This is a genomic window from Synechococcus sp. R70.1 (assembly GCF_047461675.1).
Lineage (GTDB): Bacteria > Cyanobacteriota > Cyanobacteriia > Thermostichales > Thermostichaceae > Thermostichus.
This window is the reverse complement of record NZ_JANSHR010000010.1, coordinates 1-25011: the sequence shown is the minus strand read 5'-3', so window position 1 is coordinate 25011 and position 25011 is coordinate 1. Positions and strand designations below refer to the sequence as shown.

General features: G+C 60.1%; 25 protein-coding genes and 1 tRNA gene. 11 read left to right on the top strand and 15 right to left on the bottom strand.

The window, feature by feature from the left end:
• Nucleotides 1–35: 35 nt before the first annotated feature.
• The 6 genes from dnaN to rnz form a co-directional block, all read right to left on the bottom strand.
• Complete coding sequence (dnaN, locus tag NW807_RS01090) at nt 36–1418, bottom strand: DNA polymerase III subunit beta (protein ID WP_414425048.1); 1383 nt, start codon at nt 1416–1418, stop codon at nt 36–38.
• A 592-nt stretch (nt 1419–2010) separates the two neighbouring features.
• Complete coding sequence (dusB, locus tag NW807_RS01085) at nt 2011–3105, bottom strand: tRNA dihydrouridine synthase DusB (protein ID WP_414404915.1); 1095 nt, start codon at nt 3103–3105, stop codon at nt 2011–2013.
• A gap of 15 nt (nt 3106–3120) precedes the next feature.
• The gene (gene rpsR / locus NW807_RS01080) at nt 3121–3336 is read right to left on the bottom strand and encodes a 30S ribosomal protein S18 (protein WP_414394021.1); all 216 of its coding nucleotides are present in this window, start codon (nt 3334–3336) and stop codon (nt 3121–3123) included.
• A 10-nt stretch (nt 3337–3346) separates the two neighbouring features.
• The gene (gene rpmG, locus NW807_RS01075) at nt 3347–3541 is read right to left on the bottom strand and encodes a 50S ribosomal protein L33 (RefSeq protein WP_414394020.1); all 195 of its coding nucleotides are present in this window, start codon (nt 3539–3541) and stop codon (nt 3347–3349) included.
• An 85-nt stretch (nt 3542–3626) separates the two neighbouring features.
• Nucleotides 3627–4469, bottom strand: coding sequence for an RDD family protein (locus tag NW807_RS01070; protein WP_414425047.1), 843 nt, complete (start codon nt 4467–4469; stop codon nt 3627–3629).
• A gap of 40 nt (nt 4470–4509) precedes the next feature.
• Complete coding sequence (gene rnz, locus NW807_RS01065) at nt 4510–5466, bottom strand: ribonuclease Z (RefSeq protein WP_414404960.1); 957 nt, start codon at nt 5464–5466, stop codon at nt 4510–4512.
• A 122-nt stretch (nt 5467–5588) separates the two neighbouring features.
• Here rnz and NW807_RS01060 point away from each other — a divergent pair, with 122 nt between their 5' ends.
• On the top strand, nt 5589–5942 hold the full coding sequence (locus tag NW807_RS01060; protein ID WP_414394017.1) for a HesB/IscA family protein: 354 nt from the start codon (nt 5589–5591) through the stop codon (nt 5940–5942).
• 6 nt (nt 5943–5948) lie between these two features.
• On the opposite strand, the gene NW807_RS01055 is transcribed toward NW807_RS01060, so the two are convergent.
• Complete coding sequence (locus NW807_RS01055; RefSeq protein ID WP_414425046.1) at nt 5949–7286, bottom strand: response regulator; 1338 nt, start codon at nt 7284–7286, stop codon at nt 5949–5951.
• A gap of 226 nt (nt 7287–7512) precedes the next feature.
• Nucleotides 7513–10278, bottom strand: coding sequence for a cation-translocating P-type ATPase (locus tag NW807_RS01050; RefSeq protein WP_414404918.1), 2766 nt, complete (start codon nt 10276–10278; stop codon nt 7513–7515).
• 154 nt (nt 10279–10432) lie between these two features.
• Here NW807_RS01050 and NW807_RS01045 point away from each other — a divergent pair, with 154 nt between their 5' ends.
• The 3 genes from NW807_RS01045 to NW807_RS01035 all read left to right on the top strand — a co-directional run bounded on the left by NW807_RS01045 (nt 10433) and on the right by NW807_RS01035 (nt 13257).
• Nucleotides 10433–12211: a flavin reductase gene (locus NW807_RS01045; RefSeq protein WP_414404919.1), complete on the top strand. Its 1779-nt coding sequence runs from the start codon at nt 10433–10435 to the stop codon at nt 12209–12211.
• Between the two features lie 6 nt (nt 12212–12217).
• On the top strand, nt 12218–12415 hold the full coding sequence (locus NW807_RS01040) for a hypothetical protein (protein WP_414425045.1): 198 nt from the start codon (nt 12218–12220) through the stop codon (nt 12413–12415).
• 302 nt (nt 12416–12717) lie between these two features.
• On the top strand, nt 12718–13257 hold the full coding sequence (locus NW807_RS01035) for a DUF726 domain-containing protein (RefSeq protein ID WP_414425044.1): 540 nt from the start codon (nt 12718–12720) through the stop codon (nt 13255–13257).
• A 27-nt stretch (nt 13258–13284) separates the two neighbouring features.
• Here the strand turns inward: NW807_RS01035 and NW807_RS01030 are convergent, their stop codons facing one another.
• Complete coding sequence (locus NW807_RS01030) at nt 13285–13968, bottom strand: class I SAM-dependent methyltransferase (protein WP_414425043.1); 684 nt, start codon at nt 13966–13968, stop codon at nt 13285–13287.
• 283 nt (nt 13969–14251) lie between these two features.
• Between NW807_RS01030 and NW807_RS01025 the strand changes: the two genes are divergently transcribed.
• Nucleotides 14252–14575 carry a gas vesicle protein GvpG gene (locus tag NW807_RS01025; RefSeq protein ID WP_414425042.1) on the top strand — a complete coding sequence of 108 codons (324 nt, stop codon included), beginning with the start codon at nt 14252–14254 and terminating at the stop codon, nt 14573–14575.
• Between the two features lie 209 nt (nt 14576–14784).
• Nucleotides 14785–15804, top strand: coding sequence for a type I glyceraldehyde-3-phosphate dehydrogenase (gene gap / locus NW807_RS01020; protein ID WP_414425041.1), 1020 nt, complete (start codon nt 14785–14787; stop codon nt 15802–15804).
• 11 nt (nt 15805–15815) lie between these two features.
• Here gap and NW807_RS01015 read toward each other — a convergent pair whose 3' ends face one another.
• Nucleotides 15816–16385: a 2'-5' RNA ligase family protein gene (locus NW807_RS01015; protein WP_414425040.1), complete on the bottom strand. Its 570-nt coding sequence runs from the start codon at nt 16383–16385 to the stop codon at nt 15816–15818.
• A gap of 104 nt (nt 16386–16489) precedes the next feature.
• Between NW807_RS01015 and NW807_RS01010 the strand changes: the two genes are divergently transcribed.
• Nucleotides 16490–16891 (top strand): (2Fe-2S) ferredoxin domain-containing protein, encoded by a 402-nt coding sequence (locus NW807_RS01010; protein ID WP_414425039.1) that lies wholly within the window; start codon nt 16490–16492, stop codon nt 16889–16891.
• Here NW807_RS01010 and NW807_RS01005 read toward each other — a convergent pair.
• Nucleotides 16879–17511: a lysophospholipid acyltransferase family protein gene (locus NW807_RS01005; RefSeq protein ID WP_414404926.1), complete on the bottom strand. Its 633-nt coding sequence runs from the start codon at nt 17509–17511 to the stop codon at nt 16879–16881. The genes NW807_RS01010 and NW807_RS01005 overlap by 13 nt on opposite strands.
• A 209-nt stretch (nt 17512–17720) precedes the next feature.
• Here NW807_RS01005 and NW807_RS01000 point away from each other — a divergent pair, with 209 nt between their 5' ends.
• Nucleotides 17721–18836, top strand: a complete 1116-nt coding sequence (locus tag NW807_RS01000; protein ID WP_414425038.1) for an NAD(P)/FAD-dependent oxidoreductase — start codon at nt 17721–17723, stop codon at nt 18834–18836.
• 13 nt (nt 18837–18849) lie between these two features.
• On the opposite strand, the gene galE is transcribed toward NW807_RS01000, so the two are convergent.
• The 4 genes from galE to NW807_RS00980 all read right to left on the bottom strand — a co-directional run bounded on the left by galE (nt 18850) and on the right by NW807_RS00980 (nt 22092).
• Nucleotides 18850–19845 (bottom strand): UDP-glucose 4-epimerase GalE, encoded by a 996-nt coding sequence (gene galE, locus NW807_RS00995; protein ID WP_414425037.1) that lies wholly within the window; start codon nt 19843–19845, stop codon nt 18850–18852.
• Between the two features lie 68 nt (nt 19846–19913).
• Nucleotides 19914–21395 (bottom strand): cobyric acid synthase, encoded by a 1482-nt coding sequence (locus NW807_RS00990; RefSeq protein WP_414425036.1) that lies wholly within the window; start codon nt 21393–21395, stop codon nt 19914–19916.
• Between the two features lie 99 nt (nt 21396–21494).
• Nucleotides 21495–21566: transfer RNA gene (locus NW807_RS00985), tRNA-Gln, on the bottom strand.
• A 67-nt stretch (nt 21567–21633) separates the two neighbouring features.
• A complete protein-coding gene (locus tag NW807_RS00980; RefSeq protein ID WP_414425035.1) occupies nt 21634–22092 on the bottom strand; it encodes an FHA domain-containing protein in 459 nt (152 codons plus the stop codon).
• 296 nt (nt 22093–22388) lie between these two features.
• Between NW807_RS00980 and NW807_RS00975 the strand changes: the two genes are divergently transcribed.
• The 3 genes from NW807_RS00975 to NW807_RS00965 all read left to right on the top strand — a co-directional run bounded on the left by NW807_RS00975 (nt 22389) and on the right by NW807_RS00965 (nt 24961).
• On the top strand, nt 22389–23237 hold the full coding sequence (locus tag NW807_RS00975) for an inositol monophosphatase family protein (protein WP_414404931.1): 849 nt from the start codon (nt 22389–22391) through the stop codon (nt 23235–23237).
• A 174-nt stretch (nt 23238–23411) separates the two neighbouring features.
• Nucleotides 23412–24179, top strand: a complete 768-nt coding sequence (locus NW807_RS00970; protein WP_414425034.1) for an ABC transporter substrate-binding protein — start codon at nt 23412–23414, stop codon at nt 24177–24179.
• Nucleotides 24137–24961: a J domain-containing protein gene (locus tag NW807_RS00965; RefSeq protein WP_414425033.1), complete on the top strand. Its 825-nt coding sequence runs from the start codon at nt 24137–24139 to the stop codon at nt 24959–24961. The genes NW807_RS00970 and NW807_RS00965 overlap by 43 nt, the downstream gene beginning before the upstream one ends.
• The last annotated feature ends 50 nt before the right edge of the window (nt 24962–25011 follow it).

The following is a 25011-nucleotide window of genomic DNA, read 5'->3' as shown; positions in this document are numbered from 1 at the left end:
CCTGCTGAATGGCACTCTTCCAACCGCGAAACGCCCTAGGTTGCCCGCAGTTGTACTGGCATGACCAAATAGCAGAGGCGCATCGCCCCAATTGGCTTCCAAACGGCTGGCTGCGTGGCTCCGTTGAGCTCCAGGCTCACCTGCTGCGTGTGGAACACCTTGAGAGCCTCCAGCAGGTAGCGGACATTGAAGGCCACCTCGAGATCAGGGCCGGTCATCTGTACTGGCAGCAATTCCTCGCCACTGCCTACGTCGGGTGCCTCGGTGCTAATGCGTAGGGTTTGGGTTGCCGCAGAGAGACTGAGCTTGATGATGTCGTTCCGCTGGGCAGCAAACACCCCCACCCGCTCTAGGGACTCCACCAGGGGCCGACGCTCTAAGGTTACGTGTCGCTCGAACTGCTTGGGCAGCAGACGGTTGTAGTCGGGGTACTGGCCCTCCAAAAGGCGGCTGGTAATCCGCTGCTGGCACTGAGCGCTGCTGGCGCCAGGGGGCAGAACAAATTGCACCTGCGACCGGTCAAACCGCAACTCCACCCTGGAGGCAACCGTTTGGGAGCCGAGGATGCGCTCCACCTCCCGCAGAGTTCGAGCAGGAATGGTGAAGTCAGGTCCTCCCCTGGATACCTCGACCGGGATTCCCTCAACTTCCACTTGGGCTATGGCCAGCCGATGTCCATCGGTAGCCGCAAACTCTAGCTGTGGCGGATCCCCTGGCACGAGCTTGACATGCACCCCTGTGAGCACCTGCTTGGTCTCGTCACTAGAGGCAGCAAAGAGGGTCTGGTCAATGCCCTGCAGTAGGCTCTCAATGGGCACCTCTAGAGCCTGCGCCGCGGGGTGTTCAAGGGACTCGCTCCCGCCGGGGCAAGCGGCAGCCACCTCGCTGGCAGCAGGGATCGCCACCTCCGGCAGGGTGGGGTACTCCTCTGCTGCAACACTGCGCAACTGGTACTGGCCAGCAGCTGAGGTGAGGAGGACACGCCCCTGAGCTTGGCTCAGGGTAACTGGGCCTCTAGGCAGACGGCTGACAATGTCGCCAAACAGCTTGGCTGGCAAAGCCAGGCGACCGGATGCCTTCACCTCCGCTTCAAACTCGCTGCGAATGCCTAAGCTGAGGTCAAAGCCAGTCAGCGCCACACGCTGCATTTCTGCACTGGCCTCTACCAGCACGTTGGCCAGAATCGGCAGGGCAGGGCGGCTGGCAACCGCTCGCCCAACTGTTGCCAGGTGCTGGCTGAGCTCGGCTTGCTCACAGGTAAAGCAAAGGCTGCCGCTAGGACTCTCTCCCGCTTGGGGGAAGGGCTGGCCCATAGCGTCGTCAACGCCGTGGAGATCTCCAGACCTGCCGTCGCGCGGGGCAGACGCGAACAGGGCAGCCCCGGATTCTCCCTCCACAGGACGCTGAGCTTGCACCATTGCGGGACTTGCGAGCTGAGTATGCCAATCCTAGCACCCACTCGCCCCAGGCGATCCCTTAGCTTGCACTCTCGCGCGCGAGGAAGATTACAAACCACGATCCCTACCCAATTTAAATTTTTAACTAGTAGTAGTAGGGCCTGTGGAAATTGTGGAAATTGATTGCCCGACGATTAGCAAAGCCTTACGCCGCAAGCCTTTGAGCTTATTCCCTGCCTGTGGAAAATCTGTGGATAACTTGGGGGTCTTTTCCACAGGGTATTTATACCTTGTGGATAACCTGGGGTCTTTTTCCACAGGTTTTCCACAGTTTTCCAAAGTTTTCCACAAGTTTTCCACAGGCTGGCAAGGCGGGAGCTTGAAAAGTTTACAAAACTTAATGCTCTGCTCCTTGGGGATCCTCTAGACTGGGAAGCCGTAGCCTCAGGAGGGATCCCATCCAGGTTAGGGGCGACCTGGCAGGGAGTGGCTAGGGGCTTTTTGGGAAAGCAGAAGATAGATTGGTAGCCTGCTCCCTTCAAGCAGCTAGGAGGGGGGGCTTGTGGGCAGCTAAGCTACCTCAGTACAGAGTGTTAAGGAAGGGGAAGGGTGGCTAAGCCAGAAGAGCTTCCTTGGTGGCAGCGTGTTCTCTCTCAAGAGCCTCACCCATTTCCTCATCCTCAGGCTCCGGAGCGGCATCTTGGCAATGCTTCATGGCCTGCAGCAGCAGCGCTTCTCCCTCTTGCAGCGTCTCGATGCGGCAGAGAAGGGCGCGAAAGTGGGAGGCGCCGGCAAAGCCTTTGACATACCAGGTCATGTGCTTGCGGGCCTGCCGGATCCCGCGCTCCCCCTTGTATTCCCAAAGCCCTCGCAGATGCTCCAAGGCTACTTGAATTCGCTCTAAGGGAGTAGCAGGCGGTCTCTCTTGCCCGGTCTTAAGGAAGTGATCGATCTCTCCCACTAGGAAGGGGTAGCCCATTGTGCCGCGGGAACACATCACCCCGTCAGCGCCGGTTTCTTCGAGACACTTCACGGCTGCAGCGGTGGAGAAGATGTCTCCATTGGCAATGACCGGGATGCGCAGACGTTCCTTAACGCGGCGGATCCACTCCCAGCGGGCTCTGCCGCTGAAGCCCTGGGCACGTGTCCGAGCGTGTACAGTAATAAGTTGGGCTCCTGCCTCCTGAAGGCGGTAGGCAAAATCCAAAATGTTAATCTCCTCGTCCGACCAGCCCAAGCGCGTTTTTACGGTAACGGGCACCTCCACTGCCTTGGCCACTGTCTCAACAATTTTTGCAGCGGTGTCTGGATCTCGCAGCAGGGAAGAGCCCCCACCGTTTCTGGTAATCTTATTTACCGGGCAGCCCATGTTGATATCCACCAGGGTTGCCCCTTCGTCCACAGCCATGCGAGCGGCTTCAGCTAGGAAATGGGGCCGGCAGTCAAACAACTGAATGCCAATGGGCTGCTCCCCCTCCCCCACCTCCATAACGCGGGGCAACTCGCGGGCATAGTGCAAGCCGATGGCGCTGACCATCTCAGTGTAAACCATGCTTTGAGGGGCAAAACGGCGGACTAGCCGCCGGAAGACCATGTCGGTTACCCCTGATAGCGGTGCCTGAAAAACCCGACTGAAGATCTTCACTCCCCCAATCTCTAGGGGTTGGGCCATTCGGGCTTGCAACTGCGGTGAAAGCTGCAGGCTCATTAGAAGCCGACGCAACTACCCTTCTTTATTGACAAAGTAAAGAAGGCCCAGGATGCGCGCCTGTTTGATCGCTTTGGAGACTTGCCGCTGCTGCTTGGCGGTTAGCCCTGTAATGCGGCGAGGCAGGATTTTGCCGCGCTCGGTTACGAACTTCTTGAGCAGCTCAACGTCAGTGTATCTAATGGGTTCTCCCGGCTTGATGGGAGACAAGCGACGGCGAACGTAAACCATAGCTCCAGAACTACTTGATCTCCTTGTGAAGAGTATGGCGGTTACACTTGGGACAGTATTTTCTCAGCTCCAAGCGACCGGGTGTGTTGCGGCGGTTTTTGGTAGTGGTGTAGCGGTTCACACCTGGAGAACGCTTGTTAACGTTGGTGCGGCACTCCGTACACTCCAGCGTAACGATGATGCGAGCGCCTTTTCCCTTGGCCATGGTGAATTCCTCTGCGGAGAGAGTATTAGGCTACCTCTCCAACCTCAGCAGCCGTGGTTGGAGAAGGGCTTGCGTGTAAGCGCAACTACCAATTATCCAACTTTTCTTTGAGGGAAGCAAGCCAGCTTTTAACTTGCTTGCTGGTCTGCTGGCGAAGGCTGCGGGTGTTGCGGCCAACATCCTGACGTAGGCGCCCTAGCTGGCTGGAGAGACCCCGTACTGCCTCGTTGCGCTGGGCTTTGCGCAGAAGATCCCGTGCAGCCAGTTTAACGTCCTCAGTAGCTTCTCCCTCGAGGATTTCTTGGAGCAGCCGCAGGACTTTTTCATCCAGGTGGTAGCCCTGCTCGGATTCCACCACTAGGGTGCGCCCGGCGCGGTCGTGGATGCTCTGGCGCTTTTCCTTGTCGAAGAAGGCAAACAGTCCGTCGGCAGCCAGCGGCACCAGCAGGGCTGCCGTGAGGATAAACAGCGAGAGCACTCCCTCGCGGGCCAAGGAGCGAACTAGGTGAGGTGAGGCCTCGGTTTCCGGATCCAGGGTTTTGAGGTTCAGCAGCCATTTGCCCAAGCTCTGGCCAGCGGGTCGAGATTGGAAGTAGCCGCGGTTCACCAGCCAAGCGGCAAAAAAGGCAACATAGCCGGTCATGTCCACGGCAGCCGCATCGGCTCCTACCAGAGAAGCCAAGCCCTGCGCCAGGTAGGAAACCCCCAGTCCCAGCCCAAAATCTAGAGCAAAGGCGCCGACCCGTTTGCCCCAGGGAGCCAGTTTGGGCAGGGTTTCCTCATCCTGGGGAACCCTAGCCGATTGCTCGGCCTGTACAGGAGGCAGGGAGGTTGCTGGGGGCAAGGCGCTAAAGGTTTGCCACTCGCTGGCGCTTTGGTCCAGTTGTTCGGTTTTGGGCCGTTCGAAATAGGGTCTGGGATCCGTCATCGCTGGTTGGGACAGTTTTTACCATTCTAGCGAGGCAAACCTACACCTCCAGCGCTAGGGGAACAGGGCTGCGGCGAGGGATCTCGTAGGTCATCCGATCCCGAGCCAGGAGGGTGTTGGGAAAAATGGCCCGGGCTTCGGCCAGCAGGTCTTCCAAAGTGATGGGGCCATCCGAGGTGTAGCGAGGGCTGAAGTGGGTGAGGATGAGGGTCTGGGCTTTGGCCTCGGCAGCCACCCGCGCAGCCATGGCAGCAGTGGAGTGCTTGGCGCGCTGGGCCAAGTCGCGATCGGCTTCGGCATAGGTGGCCTCGTGGATGACCAGATCGGCGGCGCGAGAGAGGTCAACGGCGTTGCGGCAGAAAGTCGTGTCGGTGCAATAGGAGAACTTGCGGCCTGGAATGGGATCCCCCACGTAGTCTCGTCCGTGGAGCCAGCGGCCTTGCCAGAAGATGGATTGCCCAGCTTTGAGCTGGCCGTAGAGGGGACCAGGTGGGATTCCATCCGCTTGGGCCTTGGCCACGTTAAAAGTGCCTGGTCGGTCCTGTTCCACCACGCGGTAGCCAAAGGCAGGCACCCGGTGATCCAGGGGCGCGCAAAAGACCCAGTACTCCGGATCCTGGAGAATGAGACCTGTCTCTACGGTGTGAACCCGAAAGGAATAGGGGATCCGCGTCTCGCTATATCGCAGCACCGCCTTCAGATACTCTTCTAGGCCAGGGGGACCGTAGATGTCGATGTGTTGGGGAGTGCTGCCTAGGCCGCAGGAAGCCAACAGTCCCGGCAGGCCGTAGATGTGATCACCGTGCATGTGAGTGATGAAAATGCGGCGCAACTGGCTGGGGCGCAGCTCGTCTAAGCGCAGGAGCTGGTGTTGGGTGCCCTCGCCACAATCAAACAGCCACCATTCCGACCGCTGCGGAAACTGCACCGCCACTCCTGACACATTGCGCTGGCGGGTGGGCATGCCAGAGCTGGTACCCAGAAAGGTAACCCGGATGGCGTTAGGATCCGTCACAAGGGTCAAACGTCGACAACGTTAAGGAACGGGATCCCTAGCTTATCAACTGTTTCTGCCTGGAAAGGATTGTTAGGATAGGGGTACGTGTCAGCTTTCCCGCCATGATCACCTTGACCGATAGCGCCATCCAAGAGCTAAAGCGCCTGCGCAGCAAGTACGAGAAAGAGGGATCCCAGCCCATCTTGCGCCTGGGGGTCAAGCCCAGCGGCTGCTCTGGCCTCTCCTATGTGATGAACTTTGAGTCTCAGGCCAACCCCGACGATCACACCTTCGACTTTGGGGATCTCCGGGTGGCGGTGGATCCCTTGAGCATGACCCTGCTCCAGGGCCTCACTGTCGACTTTTCCGAAGATCTGTTGGGGGGTGGCTTCAAATTCAAGAATCCCAATGCCGTGGCTACCTGCGGCTGCGGCACTTCCTTTGCCACTGCTGAAACTGCTGCTGTCGGCCATTAGGGGGCCTCAAGGATTGGATGGCACTAGACTGGGCAGGCGTAGTACAAACCAGGTCCACCCCTTTTGGCTAGTGACCTGGATGTGGCCCCGCAGATACTCCACCCACTGCTTCACCAAAGCCAGCCCCAAACCGCTGCCTGGCTGGACCCAGGGATCCGTGGTGGGCACGCGGTAAAAGGGCTCGAAAATGTGGGGCAAGTGTTCGGGCTCAATCTGAGCACTGTTACCGACCCTAAACTCGACCCCTCCAGGAATCGACTGGATCTCTAGACAGATAGTGCCACCTGGCTGGGTAAACTTGCAGGCATTGCTCAGCAGTTCTTTGAGAACCTGATCCAGGAGCTGCGGATGGCTGTAAAATCCCGAGGCAGGCGGGTGCAGATCCCCAACCTGTAGCGTGAGGGAGTGGGCCTGCGCACATTGCCGTGCCGACTCGAGCAAGCTCTGCCAAAAGCTGGGCAGATCAATGGCCGCAACGGCAGAGCCCCACTCTTTCCCTTGCAGACCCTGCAGAGCCAACAGGCGGTCGATAAGATGGATTTCGACCTCGCACTCCTGCAGGGCAATGTCCCGGTACTGCCGCTGCTTCTCGTTGAGGGGGGTGCGGCCCAGGAGTTCCAAGGCTAGTCTGATTTTGGTTAAGGGCGTGCGCAGCTCGTGGGAGACCGCGGCCAAAAAGTGGTCTTTGAGGCGGTTGAGCTGCTCCAAATCTGCTACCTGGCAGGCCAGTTGAGCAGTGCGCTCCTTCACCTTGGCTTCCAGTTCTTGGTTAAGCTGTTGTAGACGGCGTTGGGCCTGGCTAACTTGCAGCAAGTGGCGCAGCCGCCGCTTCAGAACTGACCAGTGGATAGGCTTAGGGATGTAGTCACTGGCTCCTGCAGCAAAAGCCTCGTTGACAAAAGCTTCGTCTTCCAAAGCGGTGACGATTAAAATCGGCATGTCAGGGTTTTGAGCATGGAGGCGGCGACAGCACTCAAACCCATCTAGGTCCGGCATCACCGCGTCCAGGAGTACTATATCTGGCTGGTAGCGGCTTGCAGCTTCTAGGCAGGCTATGCCGCTGTCGGCTTCTAGGATGTGGTAGCCTTCTCGCTCCAGGGCGTAACGAGCCAAAAGCCGCTGGCTGGGATCATCGTCCACAATTAGGAGAAGAAGTCCCTTCTCCGCGGAAGCGGAGTTAGATCCAGTCAAAAGACCAACCTCAAGCTCCTGCATGGGCACCTGGATGGAGAAGTAGGGAGGTTTTGGCACAGCAGCCGACAGCTCGAGGATAACCCGCTGATACTTGGCTTCCAGCCGTCGGAGAGACCTCTCAATTGTATCCCGTTTTACAGATTTGGCCAAGTGCCTTAGCCCCTAGTGTGCTGCTGCTCCTGAGGCGATGGGCCAGTGGGCCACAGCTTGGGCATCTTGCTACTAGGGATCCCAGCAGGGCTTGGCTGGCTTGCCGGATCTCCTGGCAGGGGTTTCCGAAGGATCCGTAGGCTGGCCAAAACAACAATTGTCACTTCTGAAGCAAAAAAGTTCTCCTACCCCTCTGAGAGGGGTGTAGACTCCCTGGCTTTTCTGCTCAAGGGGTTTGACGGGATCCCTGGCGCCAGCGGCGGTAGAGTTTTTCCAGATCTACCCAGACCATCACCACGGTGCTAAAGCCCATGCAAATGAGCAGTTCTGAAAGGGTCAACTCTTCCGTCCCGAAAAAGCTGCGCAGGAAGGGCACATAGAGCAGGGCCAACTGCAGCAGCAAAGTGGCCAACACGGCCCCCAGCAGGTAGGGATTGGAAAAGGGGTTGAGCTCGATGGTCAGCTTGTCATTGGAGCGAGCCGCCAGCGCATGGCCCATCTGAGCAATACACAGGGTGGTAAAGACCATCGTGCGCCAGTGGGGGATATGGGCTTTCACGATGGCCGTCATCAGGATCGTGGAGATGGCAAAGACCACGCCGACGCGCACCATGTAGGCTCCCAGCCCCTGGGCGAAGATGCTTTCCTTGGGGTTGAAGGGAGGGCTCTGCATCACCCCCGGCTCTGCTGGCTCCATTGCCAAAGCCAAAGCCGGCAGGCCGTCGGTTACCAAGTTCATCCACAGGATCTGCAGGGGCGTCAGCGGCACGTCCTCTAGGCCCAGGAGAGGTGTAGCCGCCACAGTCAACACCTCGCCGATGTTGCTGCCCAAGATGTATTTCACAAAACGGCGGATGTTGTTGTAGACCACCCGTCCTTCTTCAATGGCCGCCACGATGGTGGCAAAGTTGTCGTCCAAAAGCACCATGTCGCTGGCCTCTTTGCTTACATCGGTGCCGGTAATCCCCATGGCGATGCCGATATCTGCTTGGCGCAGGGCAGGGGCGTCGTTGACCCCATCCCCCGTCATGGCCACAAACTGGTTTTGTTTCTGCAGGGCCTGCACGATGCGCAGCTTGTGCTCGGGGGCCACGCGGGCATAGACGTTGACCCTTTGCACCGTCTGCAGCAGCTCCTCAAAGCTAAGGCGGGAGAGGGTGCGCCCATCAATGGCCTGGCTCTCGGAGTCGAGAATGCCCAGCTCGCGGGCAATAGCTATCGCAGTGAGTTGGTGATCGCCGGTTACCATGAGGGTGCGGATCCCGGCCTGGCGGCAGCGGGCTACGGCTTCCCGCGCTTCGGGCCGAGGGGGATCGTACATGCCCACTAGGCCCAGCCACACCAAGTTGCGCTCGATCTCCTCGAGGTTCTCCGGGATCCCCTGTAGCCGCTGGGTGGCCACCCCCAAAACCCGGATGCCCTGGGCCGCCAAACGGTTGTTGGCAGCCAGAATGGCTTGTCGATCGGCTTCTGACAGCGCCTGCCAAGTTCCACTTTTCTGGATATAGGCACACTGCTCCAGCACCAGCTCGGCAGATCCCTTGACGTAGACGCCGTAGCTGCCCTCCTCTTGCACCACCACGCTCATGCGCTTGCGCTCTGAGCTAAAAGGGATCTCCTGCACCCGCGGGTGCTGCTCCTGCAAAGAAGCTTTCTGCAGATTGGCCTTGGCAGCAGCCACCAGCAGGGCGGCCTCCGTGGGATCCCCCAGGATCGACCAGGTGGGGGCAGCGCCACGCTGGGCTGGGAGAGTGGCTTGCAACAGGGCGTCGTTGCAGAAGACCACGGCTCTGAGAAGGGCCTGCAGGTCGGGGGCGCTCTGGGGATCGATGGGCTGGCCGCCGCAGTAGAAGGATCCCTTGGGAATGTAGCCAGTGCCGCTGACGTGGTAGTGGCGGTCGGGGGTGAGGATGTCGGTGACCACCATTTTGTTTTCGGTGAGGGTGCCGGTTTTGTCGGAGCAGATGGTGGTGACGGATCCCAGCGTCTCCACGGCTGGCAGGCGGCGGATGAGGGCGTTGCGGCGCACCATGCGCTGGGTTCCAATAGCCAAGGTAACCGTGGTTACAGCCGGCAGCCCTTCCGGCACCACCGCCACGGCCATGCTGAGGGAAGTTTCCAGCAGCGAGGTGAAAGGCGCCAGGCTTCTGGCCTGCAGCAGCCCCACAATCACCACCAGAGCCACCAAGACCAGGGATCCCGACACCAGCACATTGCCCAACTGGCTCATGCGCCGCTGCAGGGGAGTGGGCTCGTTTTCTACTGCTTGGAGCAGCTTGGCCACCTTGCCCAGCTCCGTGTTCATGCCGGTGGCCGTAACCAGGAGGATCCCTCGCCCCTGGAGCACCTCGGTGCCCATGAAGGCCATGTTGCGCCGCTCTCCGAGCTCAGTTTCCTCGGGGAGGACACAATCGGCCTGCTTGGTAACCGGCACCGCCTCCCCCGTCAAAGCCGCCTCCCGCACCTGGAGGTTGACTGCTTCCACCAAGCGCCCGTCGGCTGGGATCTGCACCCCGGCCTCCAGCAGCACCCGATCTCCTGGCACCAACTGGTTAGCAGGGATCTCCTGCCACAGGCCGTCCCGCTGCACCCGCACGCTGGGGGAGGCCAGTTTTTTCAGGGCGGCCAGCGCCTTTTCCGCGCGGCTTTCTTGCAAGTAGCCCAGCAAGCCATTGAGACCCACCACCAGCAGAATGGCCAGGGCGTCCTTAGGAAACTCTCCCTTTTGCAGATCCAGAAGGGCTGAGATCGCCGCCACGGCGATCAGCATCAGCAGCATGACATTGCGGAATTGGTCAAGGAAGAGCTGCCAGGCGCTGCGGCCAGGAGAGGAGATCAGCTCGTTGGGGCCGTATTCCCGCTGCCTTTGGGTAACCTGCTGGCTAGTCAGGCCACAGTCGGGGTCGCTTTGCAACTTCTGGATAACAGCCGGAAGAGGCAGGCTATGCCAAGCAGGGGCATCCGAATGAGGAGATCCAGCAGCTTGGATCATGGGGACACTCAGGGTCAATGGACAAATTGTACGTTAGCTGTTGTCAGCCCTCTGATCCCGCTCCAGTAGCGGGTCTTTCGAAGTTTTCCAAAGAGGATCCCAGTCTCGCTGATTTCGTGGCAAGGTGGGGACAGATGCCGCATCGGAGGCTGCTATGGAGAGCAAGACTCCTGCTCGCGATGTCCAGGTGGCCACCATTGGTCCCTCTACCCTGGTTTTTCGCTCCCGCACCTGGAATCGCCTAAAGTTTGAGCTGGAATATGCCCGGCAGCGGGGCACCACGGCTAATAGTTATCTCATCCAGGCGCGGCAGACCTTGCTCATCGATCCCCCAGGAGAATCCTTTACCGACATCTTCTTGGAGGAGCTGGCCCAACACCAGTACCTGCAGCGGCTGGACTTTATCCTACTGAGCCACGTCAACTTCAACCGCATCGCCACCCTCAAAGCGCTTCTGCCGCTGGCTCCCTATGCGGTGGTGCTCTGCTCTAAGCCCGGATCCCTCACCCTGCGAGCGGCCTTTGAAGGCATGGAATCCCCAACTCCTAGCCGTGACGAAGAGGAGGCTGCCGATTTTGGCATTGCCTACGGAGCTAACCAGTCCTTTCGCCTGCGCGTGATCCGAGATGGGGATCGCCTGGATCTGGGGGAAGGCCATGAGTTGCATTTTCGCACCGTGCCCACGCCCCGCCACCCCGACGCCCTCTGCACCTACGATCCGGCCACGGGGATCCTCTTTACCGACAAGCTGTTTGGCGCTCATGTGTGCGACGAGCAGGTGTTCGACGAGCATTGGCGGCAGCTCAGCGAAGACCGCCGCTACTACTTTGACTGCCTGCACCGCAGCCAAGCGCCCCAGGTGAAGGCAGCCCTAGCCAAGTTGGAAGAATTCCCCGCCCAGATCTACGCCCCTGCCCACGGCCCCCTGGTGCGCCACAGCCTACGGCGGCTGCGCTTGGATTACCACCTGTGGTGCGAGGAGAATCCCCTGGAGCAGCGGGTAGCTCTCCTGTACACCTCCGCCTACGGGAACACCGGCCTGATGGCGGTGGCTATTGCCCAAGGCTTGGAGCGGGCGGGAGTTACCGTGGAGCGGGTTAACTGCGAATGGGCCACTCCTGAAGAGATTGCCCAAGCCCTAGAGCGCTGCCAGGGGTTCATTATCGGATCCCCCACCTTGGCCGGCCATCCTCCAGTTCAAATCCAAACAGCCCTGGGCATCATTCTCTCTTCCGTTCCCACCACCAAGCTGGCCGGGGTCTTTGGCTCCTACGGCTGGAGCGGCGAAGCCGTGGATCTCATTGAGAGCAAGCTGCTCAATGCCGGCTTTACCCTGGGGTTTGCAACCATCCGCGCTAGGTTCAAGCCTACCCATGCAATCCTGGAAGCCTGTCAAGAGGCGGGATCCCAGTTTGCCCAAGCCTTGCGCAAGGCCAAGCGAGCCCGCACCTCCCGCCAAGGGGGTGTTGAAGCGCAGGCGGATCGGCTGGTGCAGGCCTTCAGCCGGGTAGTGGGATCCCTCTGCGTGGTTACCGCCCTGCAAGATGGGATCCCGCGCGGCTTTCTCACCTGGTCAGTGGCCCAGGCCAGCTTCAACCCCCCAGGCCTTACCCTCTCTGTGAGCAAGGAAAGCGAGGCAGAGTTGCTTACCCGTCCCCAGGTGCCCTTTGTACTCAACATTTTGCGGGAGGGCAAAAGCAGCAGCCTGCAGCGGCACTTTCAACGGCCTCAACGCCCTGGCGAAGATCGCTTTGCCGGTCTAGCCATCGCCACTGCCGAGAATGGCTGCCCGATCCTTTTGGATGCCCTGGCTTACCTAGAGTGCCGTGTCAAAAGTTGGATGGAGTGTGGCGATCGCTACCTAGTCTATGCCGAGGCAGAGCGCGGCAAGGTGCTGGATCCCACGGGGGTTACCGCCATGCGGCGCGGGTAGAGTAAAGTGGAACAAGTTAAGTTCTTTGCTAATTTCAAGGAGAAAGCAATCCTGGAGATCGTTGGGAAAATCCTTTGGGGAGCCCCAAAGGCGGCTGCGGAGATTGCTGCCGAGGTTGTGGGAAAATCTGCAGGTGCTGTCCTTGGCACTGCTAAGGTCGTCGGTCAGGCGACTCAAGCAGTTGCCCAAGCTGCTTTCGACTAGGTACTGAGGTCGCTCGAGGAGCAGGAGAAGTTCTTGCTGGAGCTAGCGCAACTGCTCTCCATCTTAGGGGAACTCTTGCTGACGGAACCTGGAACTATCTTGTCGAGGAAGCTGTCCACCACAAGCCTGAGCTGATCCCTATCGAGCCCTCCCTAGGCTGGGACGAGGCCCTGGTTTTTATCAACGGTTTTCTCAGCGAAGGCGAAACCCAACCTTGGAAAAAAAGACTATTGTGGGAAACACTCCGACGGGCTGGGTGGAAGGGATCCCTATACTACCTCTGGTGGGATGCTTTCAGTCCGGTGAGATTCGCCTTATCCACCCTTAAGCTTGGCGTAGGACTGCTTGCCCACTGGGAAGCCCACAAAGCTAAAGCCAAAAAAGTGGGGCTTGACTATGGCTATCCTCTGCTCTCCTCTTTGCCGGAAAGACAGATTACGCTGATGGGGTTTTCCTTGGGAGCTAGGGTAGCCTACTACATTATGCGAGGTTGGCCTAAGACTGTAGATCCGCGCCTCAAGGATATCATCCTGCTCAGTGGTGCCGTTAGAAGGCAAGCCGATAAGCAGTGGAGCCTGCATGTAGAAAATATCACGGGAAAACTGGTGAATATCTACAACGAAGACGATCTGGTTTTGGCCTACGTCTTCAAAGTCCCATCCCTCAACCGCAGCCCCTGCGGGATCAAGCCAATTAAAGAGTTTCACCCCAGAATCGAGAACCTTAATGCCACTCACTTAATTGGCTCTGTAGAGCACAGCTACAAAGCCTATCTACCTCACCTGGAGCTCCTTCTGGATCAGAAGCTGGACTGGAAAGCTCGCTGCAGTCGCCTGCTCTAGGTGGGTAACTGCAGGTAGCCTCTAACCCTACAAAACCACAACCAGAGACTTTTGTTGCTGGCGGTCACCCTCCGGAGAGAGCTCAGCTTCAAGAGCAGTTGGCTTTTTCTGGAAACAGCAGTACACAAACTTTTGCACAGCGCCAGCGGGGGTGCGGTGCTCTTCTTGCTCATGCTTTAGGAGGTTGAAAGCGCTACCGAACTCTGCCTGCAAGAGATCGGGCGAGTAGCGCACAACAGGCAGGCCAGTGCATTGCGTAGGTCCATCTTCAGCGAAGGTGGCTATGATAGTAAACCCTCCCGGCTTTACCGCTCTCAGGACATTGGCCACGTATGCTCGCCGATCTTGAGGATTCGTAAGAAAGTGAAACGTTGCCCGGTCATGCCAAATGTCGTAGGCGTTGGCCGGCAGAGTTAGCTGGGTAATGTCGCCCTCTACCCAGTTGACTGTGTTTCCCCGCTCCCCCAGGCGGGCCTTTGCCACTGCCAGAGCTGCCGCAGCAGAGATATCGAGAACTGTTAGCTTGCGGTAGCCCGCCTCCAGCAGTTCATCTACCAACCTGGACGCTCCTCCGCCAACGTCAATAATCGAGGCTGAGAAGCCCAACCCCGTCTCCCGAATAAGACGCAGCGACCGCTCAGCGCGTGGCTGAAACCAACTGAGAGACTCGGCTCGCTTGGTCTTGTAGACGTTCTCCCAGTGTTGCTTCATCTTGCTGACCTGTGTTTGCTTATATGACCATATTTTCATGCTAGCAGCCAGGCAGCACACAACACCCCCCGCTGGAGGTGCTGGAACAGAGGCAACTCGCAGTAGAGTCCACCGGCAGGGGATCCCTCTGTGCGTGCTCTCTAAGCGAGAGTTGATGCTCTCGGAACAGCTAGCCCAGCCGCCGCTAGAGGAGCTGCCTTTGCTTGGCTCTGGCTAGCTGGCCTTGCGTGCAGGCAGGATCTGCGTTGAGTAGAATCGACCTGTCCTTACAAGGAAAGCAAGGATGGTTTGGCAGTTGTTGACGTGGCCAGCGCAGGGCTTGCTATGGCTAGCAGAGCAGATTCGCGAGCGGGCCGAGGCGCAACTTGACAGCAGGGAAAACCTCCAGAAAGAGCTTACAGCTCTGCAGATCCAGCTTGATCTAGGGGAGATCGACGAGGAGACCTATACCCGCCGAGAAGAGGAGATCTTGCTGGCTTTGCAAGCCCTGGCGGAAGCCGAAGCAGCTACCAATGGGGAAGCAAGGGATCCTCAAAACTCTTTGCCATGCTCCCAAGACAGCTTGCCCCAAGAAGGAATCTATCCCGCTGATGCAACCAAAAGCTAGGTACCTCGGAGCCGTTGCAGTCTTTGAGCCTAGCTACAGGCAAGGGGTCTGCTTGCCGTAGCAGCCGGCAGTCTGCCCCCTACCCACGCAATTGAGGAGCGCCAAGCTCGCCAGATCGCGAACATCATCTTCAGATTCAGAATGTTCAGGGCTTGCGGTATCATGGGCTAAGCAGCCCCCGAACAATTGGAAGCAGCGAGGTCAAGGCAGTGGTTAGGGTAGCCATCAACGGATTTGGTCGTATTGGTCGCAACTTTTTGCGCTGTTGGCTAAGTCGTCCGCAGTCCAATGTCGATATTGTTGCCATCAACGACACTTCAGACGCTCGCACGGCTGCCCATTTGCTCAAGTACGACTCCATCCTTGGAACCCTACAAGGAGTGGAAGTGGAGGCTAGCGAGGGTGGTTTGCTAGTTAACGGCAAGCACATCCATGCCGTTTCCGAGCGCAACCCCAGCAACCTCCCCTGGAAAGAGTGGAAGGTGGACCTTGTAATCGAGGCCACCGGCGTTTTCTTGGACTACCAGGGGGCCTCCAAGCACCTGGAGGCGGGAGCCAAAAAGGTGGTGATCACTGCCCCAGCTAAGGGAGGTGACATCCCCACCTTTGTCTATGGTGTTAACCAGCACACCTACGACCCGGTGCGGCACAACATTGTCAGCAACGCTAGCTGCACCACCAACTGCCTTGCCCCGATTCTCAAAGTGCTGCTGGACAAGTTCGGTGTGCGGCGGGCTACCATGACCACCACCCACAGCTACACGGGCGACCAGCGCATTCTGGATGGAGGCCACCGCGATTTGCGGCGGGCGCGGGCAGCGGCGCTGAGCATGGTGCCAACTACGACGGGGGCAGCTAAGGCGGTGGCGCTGGTGATCCCTGAATTGAAAGGCAAGCTCAACGGGGTGGCGGTACGGGTTCCCACGCCCAATGTCTCTTTGGTGGATTTGGTGGTGCAAACAGAGCGCCAAGTGATTGCCGAGGAGGTCAACGCTGCCCTAAAGGAAGCCTCGGAAACGACCATGAAAGGGATCATCGCCTACTCAGACGTTCCCTTGGTTTCTATCGACTACCGGGGCCACAGTTGCTCCGCCATTGTGGATGCAGAGCTGACCAGCGTCCTGGACGGGGATCTGGTTAAGGTCATGGCCTGGTACGACAACGAGTGGGGCTACTCGCAGCGAGTGCTGGATCTGGCTGAATACATGGCCGCTCACTGGGTAGAGTAGTCGGCTGCTTCTCATCCCCTAGTGGCAGAGAGGGAAAACTCGGCAAAGACTTGCCAGCGCTTGCCGTCGTGGACGAGGAGAGTGAGGGCAGAGGCGAGGAAGGATCCCTGGAAGGGACGATTCTGGAAGAGTGGCCAGGCAGCGCGGAACTGGTCTGGCCGGAGATCTCGAAAGGCTACCGTTATGTGAGGCACAAAAGGACGAGGGGGAGGTGTTGTGGCCTGCTGCCTGAGAAGAAGGCTCATGTGCTGCTGGGCCCTAGTCTGCAACTGCTGCAGCTCTGAGGAGGGCTCAACGTGAATATAGATAACCCGCGGCGCGAAAGCACCAAAGCCACGCAGCTCAACGGCAACTGGGGCCTGCTCTTTGGCAAATTCTTCCAGGGACCCCGTCAGGGCTGCCAGCTCAGCGGTGGGCCACTCAAAAGGAGGCACGAGGGTGATGTGAGGGGGTGAGCGCAGGGCTGCTCGGCTGGCAAATTGCTCGGCAAACTGTTGTTTGATTGCCGTCACTTGCTCCTGCAGGTCTGCTGGAGGAAGAAGGGCAAGAAACAACCGCTGCTGGGGAGCATTGATGAGCATTGCCAAGTAGGCAAGAGGTACTTTCCTCCAGGCTAGGGCATCGCCTCCTCAGGCTTCTACCTTCCAGTGGAGAGTTGTCTAGCAATGCAGTGGAAGGATACCCCATGACCCAGCTTTCCGCTGTCTCTCCAGAGCCTCAGCCGGCTTCGATTCCCTCCTACCATTGGCATCTATTTCTCTGCGCCGACCAGACCAAGCCCAAGTGCTGTGAAAGGGCGGTGGGGCTGGAGGCCTGGGAATACCTGAAGCTGCGGATTCAGCAGTTGAACCTAGAGCTGGCGGGCGTTGGCTCTCTGCGCGTCAACCGCACCAAGGCCAATTGCCTACGGGCATGCAACTATGGCGTTCCCGGGCCCGTGCTGCTGGTGTACCCCGGTGGGTTTTGGTACCACTCGGCCACGCCGCCAGTGATAGAGCGGGTGCTGCAAGAGCACATCCTGGGCGGGAAGCCGGTGGCTGAGTACCTCGTTGCCCAAGCTACTCTGATTGCCCCTCAGCGCCCCTGATCCAGGAGGAGGTGAATGGCTTCCACACAGGCTGCCGTTACCCGCTGCAGCTCAGCTTTCTCGCTAGAAACTGGCGGGGGGATCAGCTTGCCGATGCGCACGGTGATGGGGCAAAACAAACGCGGCCAGCGGGATCCCTTGGGCAGCACCTTCTCGGTGCCCCAGAGGGCGACAGGGAGCAGGGGTGTCTGAGTGCGCGCTGCCACCAAGGCTGCCCCCAGGTGAGGCTGGGGAATGCGGCCATCGGGGGTGCGGGTGCCGTTGAGAAAGATCCCTACTGCCCATCCCTTGGCCAGAGCTGCTTCTGTGGCCTGCAGGGCGCTGCGATCTGCCCCACCTCTTTTTACTGGATAGGCGCCGTAGAACCGGATCACCTGCTTGAGCACGGGCACTCGGAACAGCTCTTCTTTGGCCATGAAGGCTACAGGGCGGCGCACTGCGTTGGCCAGCAAGGGCGGATCCAGGTGGCTAGCATGGTTGCTGACGATAATGAGGGATCCCTGGCGAGGCACATTTTCCTGCCCATAGGTGCGGCCAAAATACAGTCCCCGAAACAGCGGGTTGACCACTAGCCACTTGAGCAGCCAGTAGGCCAACCAATCCCGGCGGCGATAGCCCATCGCAGAGCGCGAGATTCTCTAGAGTTAGCAACAGCTCCCTCTTTGAGTGTAGGGGAGAGGGGTAGCGGAGGGAACAAACGGCGAGCGCTAGCATCTAGACTGAGAAAAACCTCCAGCACAATTGGGGAGCGGTTCATAGGCGAAGTCGGGAGCCAGCAGTTAAGATCACCGCGCCTGGCAGTCCCACCTGGAAAAGGGGGCGAGGAGTCGTGAACTGTGACGCGTTGGTCATTGGCTGCGGGGTGGTGGGCTGTGCCATCGCCTATGAGCTAGCGGCAGCAGGGCTATCAGTCATTGGGGTAGATGCTGGGGAGCCGGCCTCAGGGGCTACCGGCGCGTCGCTGGGGGTGTTGATGGGAGTCTGCAGCCGCCAACCCAGCGGGGAGGTGGTGCAGTTGCGCCTAAAAAGCCTGGAGCAGTTTGATCCCCTGATTGCTCGGCTGGAAGCAGACTTGGGTCGCACCTTGCCCGTCAATCGGCGCGGCATCCTCCGGCTCCTCCAGGAGGAGGAGGTAGCAGCCTGGCAAGAGACCCTGGCAGCTCGTCAACAGGCGGGCTATGGCCTCCAGTGGCTGAGTCCGGCGGAGGTGAGATCCCTGCAGCCTGGCCTGCGTAGCGACCTGGCAGGGGCTATCTACTCTCCCCACGATCGCCAGATCCACCCCAAGCTCTTCACGCAGGCGCTCTTGGAGGCAGCTCAACGCCGAGGAGCCCGCTTTTTCTTCCACCAACCGGTTTACAGCTTTCAGCGCAGCCCAGATCCCCCCTTTCGCGTAGAGGTGGTTCACACCCCATCGCTCACCTTGGCGGCGGGGTACGTTGTTCTTGCTGCTGGTCTGGGCAGCTCTGCTCTGGCCAAAGAGCTGGGCTTGCAGATGCCGCTGCAAGCTGTTAAGGGCCAGGCCCTGCGGATTCAAGCTGCTGGAATCCCGTGGGGGCCAGTGGTGGCTGACGGGGATCTCAACTTGGTTCCTCTGGGCGATGGATCCCTGTGGGTGGGGGCAACGGTGGAATTTCAGGCCTCCCACGCCGAGCCAACCCTGCTGGCTCTTCAGGATCTGCTGACCCGCGCCATCCGGCTTTGCCCAGCCTTGGCGGAAGCAAGGCTATTGGAGCACTGGGCCGGCCAGCGGCCGCGACCGCTAGGGCAGCGCGCTCCTATCCTAGGGCCGGCTCCTGGCTATGCCAATCTGCTCGTTGCCACTGGCCACTATCGCAATGGGGTCTTGCTGGCTCCCATTAGCGCCGCCATCCTGCGAGACTTGATCCTAGAAGGCAAAACCGACCTGGACACCCTCAGCGCCTTTGCCCCCCGCCAGAAGTGAGTAGCACGGAGCACTAGCAACGTGGTCTTTGAAAATAGGGCCGCTTCTGCTGCCAGCACCAGGCAGTTTGAAGGATCTCAGCCAAGTTGGTATAGCGGGGCCGCCAGTTGAGGTCACGGGTAATGGCCGTGGCGTCGCCCACCAACCGCGGCGGATCCCCGGGTCGGCGCGCCCCCACTTGCACAGGGATCTGCTTGCCGGTCACGGCCTCGGCTGTGGCAATCACCTCCCGGACAGAAAAACCTTGGCCATTGCCCAAGTTGTAAGCAGGTTGCAGAGGCTTGCCAGCCGCCAGCGCCTCTAGGGCCAAGACATGGGCTTGCGCCAGGTCGGCAACATGGATGAAGTCGCGGATACAGGTACCGTCAGGGGTATCGTAGTCATCCCCAAAGATGGTTAGGTGAGAGCGCTGGCCAGCGGCAACTTCTAGGGCTAGGGGGATGAGGTGGGTTTCTGGGTCATGGGCCTCGCCGATTTCGCCGTCAGGATCGGCGCCAGCGGCATTGAAGTAGCGCAGGCTAACGGATTGGATCCCGTAGGCAAGCTGGAAGTCCCGCAGCATCTGCTCCACCATGAGTTTGCTCTGGCCGTAGGGGTTGATGGGGCGCTGGGGGTGGGTTTCCGGGATGGGGATCTGCTCCGGCACGCCGTAAGTGGCACAGGTGCTGGAGAACACCAGGTAGGGGATCCCGTGATCCCGCATCGCCTCCAACACGGTCAGGGATCCGGCCACGTTGTTGCGGTAGTATTTGCCCGGATCCTTGACCGCCTCGCCCACGTAGGCATAGGCGGCAAAGTGAATTACCCCTTCGGGGCGGTACTGCCGGATGACTTGATCTAGCCGATGGCGGTCGGCAATGTCGCCAATTTCCAAGGGCCCCCAGCGAACAGCCCAGGGGTGGCCGTAAACCAGGTTGTCGTAGGCAATCGGCAGGTGGCCATGGGCCGCCAGGGCTTTACAGGTGTGGCTGCCGATATAGCCTGCGCCGCCTGTAACCAGAAGCCGCATAGGCCAGGGGGAAGGAAATCCCTGTCTAGAATACAGCCATTCTCGCAGACCTCGGCTATTGCCCCGCCCTATTCCAAAAGCTGCTGCCACTCGAGATGAGGCCGCCAAGCTTCTGCCAGGCGATCCAGCAGTTCTTCCCGCTGCTGGGCGTAGTGGCCCTCCAGCTCTGGCAAGGGATCCCAGCCTTTTTGTCGGCGCAGCCAGTTTAGCCATTGCCGCCGCCAGCGGTGGTTGTCGAAGAGGCCGTGTAGATAGCTGCCCCAGACCCGGCCTGTGGGATCCCGCCAACCCAAGCCTTCTTGCTCAAAGATCGGCAGGCAGCCTGAGGAATTGGCCTGGGTAGATCCTTGGTGGATCTCATACCCCTGGACAGGGGTGGTGGCGGGCCAGAGGCTTTGTGTTTGCACCTGCTGGGTGACCTTGGTGGGCTGCAAGACGGTGGTCAGCGGCAAGAGGCCCAACCCGGGGTAGGTGCCGGCAACTCCCTCTCGGCCTTCAGGATCGGCGATGGTTTGTCCCAACATCTGCAGCCCGCCGCAGATGCCAACAATGTGGCCGGAATAGTGGCGCAGTTGGTCGGCTAGGCCACTCTGGCGCAGCACCAGCAGATCCTTGAGGGTGGTTTTGCTGCCGGGCAGGATGACCACATCGGGGGATCCCAGGCTCTGGCCAGGGACAACCCAGCGCAGATGGACGCTGGGCTCTGCTAGCAAGGGGTCGAAGTCGGAGAAATTGGCCACCTGGGGCAGGCGAACCACGGCAATCTCCAGCCGGTCTCCCCGCCGGGGACGGCGAACTTCCCAGAGGTGGGGGCCGGCCTCCAGGCCCAGCGAATCTTCCTGCGGCAGCGCCCAGTCCAGCCAGGGCAGAACTCCGACCACGGGGATCCCGGTGTAGTTCTCCAGCCAATCGAGGCCAGGCTGCAGCAGCTCCCGCGCGCCGCGAAACTTGTTGATGACAATGCCGCGGATCAGGGCCCGTTCCTCTGGCTCTAGCAACTGCAGGGTGCCCACCACATGGGCTAGCGCCCCCCCTCGGTCAATATCTGCCACCAGCCAGGTGGGGGATCCCAGATGCAAAGCCACCCGCATGTTGGCCAGATCCCGCTGCTTGAGGTTGACCTCTGCCGGACTGCCCGCCCCCTCGCAGACAATCCACTCGTACTGCTGCTGCAGGCGAGCCAGGGCTGTTTTCACCGCCTCCCAGGCAGGCGCAAACCAGCGCTCGTAATACTCACTGGCACAACAGGTGTCCACCGCCACGCCGTTGAGGACCACCTGGGAAGTTAGGTTGCCCTGGGGCTTGAGCAAAATCGGGTTCATCTCCACGGCGGGCGGGATCCCGGCGGCCCAGGCCTGCAGGGCCTGCGCGTAGGCAATCTCGTGGCCCTCGGCAGTGACATAGGCATTCAGCGACATGTTCTGGGCCTTGAAGGGGGAAACCCTCTTCCCCGCCTTCTTCAGGAGGCGACAGAGGGCAGCCACCAAAAGGGTCTTGCCCACATGGGAAGCTGTCCCCACCACCATCAAGGAGCGGCACAGCTGGGCCATTGCGGATCCCCTGAGCTTTTCGACGGGCAGACCCTCCCTCCAAAGGGGCAGAAGAAAAGGGAGGGAAGCAGCTTCCTCTCCCAAGCAAACTCACTCAAGCTGGGGCAGATGGATTCGAACCACCGAATGGCGGGACCAAAACCCGCTGCCTTACCACTTGGCGATGCCCCAATTTACCTTGCCTAGCTAGCTCAATATAGCGATGTGGCTTTGAATCTGTCAACGGTTCCTTGGTCGCCTAGGTCGCGGGGAAGCTGCAGCTATTTGCCAGAGGGCCAGAGTTGACCTCAGAAGGGCTGGGCAGCTGGGGGATGGGGACCACTTCGAAGAAGTAGGCCCGGATCTCCGGCCCAAAGTAAATGACATCCCCACTTCTCAGGTAGTGGGTAGCCACGCGGCTGCCGTTGACGAATACGCCGTTGGTGCTGGAGTGCCCTTGGCGGTCGCCGTCGATGAGACAGTAGGTAAACCCTGTGCGGCTAGACCGGGTAGGCACCCGCACCAGGTAAGCATGGCGGCGCGAGACAAACTGGTTGACAATCTGGATAGTGTTGGAAGGGTCCCGGCCAATGGTGTAGATATCCCCCCGCAGGATGTAGCTGCAGGGCCGCACAGGATGACAGAGGCAAAGGGTGAACTCCGGATAGGACAGAGGCTGATCGGGAACTGGCTCGAACAGCTCTTCTGCCAGTTCCAACTCCTGGCTAGCGGACAGCTGTGCTCCGCCCACTGCTGTAGTCGCAGTAAAAAAGTCGTTGAGGTTAGATGGCAACGGCTTTCCCTCTCCCACCTTCAAGTACACCCCATTCAACCTAGGCTTTCCAGGCAACTCACAAAACCCGCAACTGGCAGGTTCCCACCTCCTCCAAATTTTGCATCAGGCAGAGCTTTTCTCTGGCTGTCTGGGCCCGCTTGGAGCGGCAAGCCTTGCTAGCAGACAGGCTATTCTGGGTAGCAGGTCTATAGCTTACTTTATAACCCAAAGGTGCGGATGTGACGGAAGCTCTGTTGCGTCGGTTGGATGTGGCTACAGAAGCGGCTCTGGAGGCGGCAGCACTGTTGCGGGAGTACGTGGACAAAGCTCTGGCTATTGAGGAGAAACGTCCAGGGGACTTGGTGACGGCAGCAGACCGCGCTTCCGAGGAGCTCATCTTGAAGATCCTGAGGCGCCACTTCCCCGAAGATGGGATCTTGACGGAGGAATCGGGCCAGCAGGGATCCCCAGAAGGCACCTACACCTGGGCGATCGATCCCTTAGATGGCACCACCAACTTTGCCCACGGCTACCCCTTTGCTGCCGTCTCTATTGGCCTGCTGGAGGGGCGGGAGCCGGTGCTAGGGGTGGTCTGCGACATCTTTCGGGGGGATCTCTTTCGCGCCGTACAAGGGATGGGAGCCACCCGCAACCGCAAACCCATCCGCGTCTCCTCTACTACCGAACTCTCCCGCAGTCTCCTGGTTACTGGCTTTGCCTACGACCGCCGGGAAACTCCGGACAACAACTACGCTGAGTTCTGCCACTTCACCCACCTCACCCAGGGAGTGCGGCGAGGGGGATCGGCTGCCCTTGACCTGGCCTACGTGGCCACTGGCCAGTTGGACGGCTATTGGGAGCGGGGTCTCTCCCCTTGGGACATTGCCGCTGGGATTGTCTTGGTGCGAGAGGCCGGCGGCAAGGTTACCGCCTACGACGGCAGCCCGGTAGATGTGTACAGTGGCCGCCTGCTGGCCAGCAACGGCTGGCTCCATGCTGCTCTCCAAGAAGAACTGGCCCAGGTCAGCCCCCTGCCGGTTTCCTTCCCCCTGCGGCGGAATCGCCAGCTCGGAGAGCGCAGCAGCTAAAGTCAAAGTCTACGTAAAGGCCAGCAAGTCATGGCGCTTTTGCAAAGCAAGGGAGGCCACTTAGTCGGGAAAAGACTCCGGCGCTGTTGTTGGGCGGCAGGGTTTGGCCTGGCGCTTCTCTTGGGAATCCCCGCCTACCCTCAGCCTGCCCAAAAGCCAGCCTCAGCCGCCCTCGTGGGTTCCGACTCCCGTTGGGCCCAAATTCGGGCGCGGGGCCGTCTGCGGGTTGGCCTGGATCCCAGCTTGGGCCCTGCCTACCTCTACACCGACCTGGGGCGAAAAACCTACGCCGGCTTTGAGTGGGAGATCCTCGAGGCCATTGCCCAGACGCTAGAGGTGCGGCTTGAACCTGTCTACATCCCCTGGAGCCAGCAGTTGACGGCCTTGCAGGCGGATGAGGTGGATCTCATTTGGGGAGCGCGGGAAGGCCTGGGCCTGGATTCGCAGCAGTTTCTCGCCACCCGGCCCTACTACCTCAGCCCCCAGCGCTTGGTGGTGCGGGATCCTGGGCAAGGGGAGCCCCCTATCCAGTCTCTGGCCCAGCTCTTTGGCCGCAAGGTGGGCATTGTAGTCAATAGTACGGGAGCAGCGCTGTTGGAAGCCTACAACGAGAGGCGGGGCAACCCCATCCGGCTCTTTGCCACCAGCAACCCCGAGCGCCTGTTTGCCCAGCTCCAGGCCGGCCAGTTGGATGCAGTGCTCGTCGATCAGCCCGTGGCTGTCCTGGGCCTGCGTCAGGCGGGATCCCGGCTGCGCCTAGTGGGGCCGCCTCTCTTCCCCGTACCTTTGGTGGGAGTGGTATCCTCGCAGCACCCTTCCTTGAAGGAAGCGGTGGATGCGGCGATCGCAGCCCTGGCTGAAAATGGAACTCTGCAGCAAATCTTGGAGAGGTGGCAACTATGGGAGCCAACGCTGATGTCCCCCGCATTGACCGGGGGCTAGCCCGTTACGAGACTGACCACTTTGCCATCCTGGGTGTGCCCCTCACCGCCGACCCCAAGAGGATTCGGCGCGGCTACCTGCAGGCAGCCAAGGCCCTGCACCCGGATCGCTTTGTCGGGGATCCGGAAGGGGCAGAGCGGGCCAATGTCCTCTTTGCCAAGCTGGTCAACCCGGCCAACGAGGTGCTGACCAAAGAGCGGGAGCGGTCGGAATACGAGGCTCTGCTCAAGCTGCGCATCCAACGGCTACTGGAGTCGCCGCCTGCAGATCTCTGGCCTACGGGAGAGGCAGTCAAAGGTTTGGCCGAGTCTCCCAACTGGGAGGAAGAGTATGTCCAGCGGGTGGAAAAGCTGGCCAAAGAGCAATACAGCTCCCTGGCCACCCTGCTGGAGAAAACCGAGCAACTGAGCGAGCTCAACCTGGCCTATCTGTTGCTCAAGGCTGGCTACAAGGCAAGCCCAGCTCCTGCCCCGAAAACCCCCCCCCCCCGGGGGGGGGCCGCCCCCCGCCCCGCGCCCGGGGCCCGCGGCGCCGACCTCCCCCACAAGGCCCCCCTCCCCGCCCGCAACCTGGGCCTGGGGGGCTTTTACGGCACGGGGAGGGCCCTCTCCCTGCCCCAGGACGGGGCGGGGCAGGCGGGGGTGCGGGGGGTCTTCGGCACCTGGCTCAACCTGCCCCTGCCCCTCGTGGGGGTCTACTTGGAGCTTCACCCCATTTACTACCTGACCCCCAGCCAGGGCTTCGGCCTGGGGGCGGCTTTGGGGGTGAGCCTGGGGCTTTAGAAAAACGGGGGAGTGCGAGGGGGCAGTAATCCCCCCGATTCATCGGGGGG